The sequence below is a fragment of the Neisseria sp. WLZKY-1 genome (genome assembly GCF_046546535.1).
Taxonomy (GTDB): domain Bacteria; phylum Pseudomonadota; class Gammaproteobacteria; order Burkholderiales; family Neisseriaceae; genus Neisseria.
Genome location: NZ_JBKGTW010000146.1, coordinates 1 through 321 on the forward strand (window position 1 = coordinate 1; position 321 = coordinate 321).

The window sequence follows — 321 nt, forward strand, 5'->3', positions numbered from 1 at the left end:
TCCAACTTCAATAGTGGGAAGCGGTCGATGTGTTTGGCAATCATGGCTTGTGCGGTTTGCTGGAAGAAGGTGCTCATGGAAAATCCCCTAAATGTCTTGGTGGTAATTTAGGGGATTTTGGGGGGATTTTGCAAAGGTCTCGGACGGCGTAAAGGCAGACGTGGTCGCGGTGCAGCAGGCAAAGTGGTTGTCTTTGGCATTCTGAAACGCAACGGACGGGGTCTATACCGTTGTGGTGGATAATGCCAAGTCCGAAACGTTACTCCCTGCCATCAAAAAGAAAATCATGCCGGACAGCATTGTTTATACCGATAGTCTGAG

At 49.2% G+C, this 321-nt stretch carries 1 pseudogene; it reads left to right on the forward strand.

The annotated features are described in order from the left end of the window. Positions 1–141 precede the first annotated feature (141 nt). A pseudogene (locus tag ACLD9W_RS12595) lies at positions 142–321 on the forward strand (transposase); the annotation flags it as partial.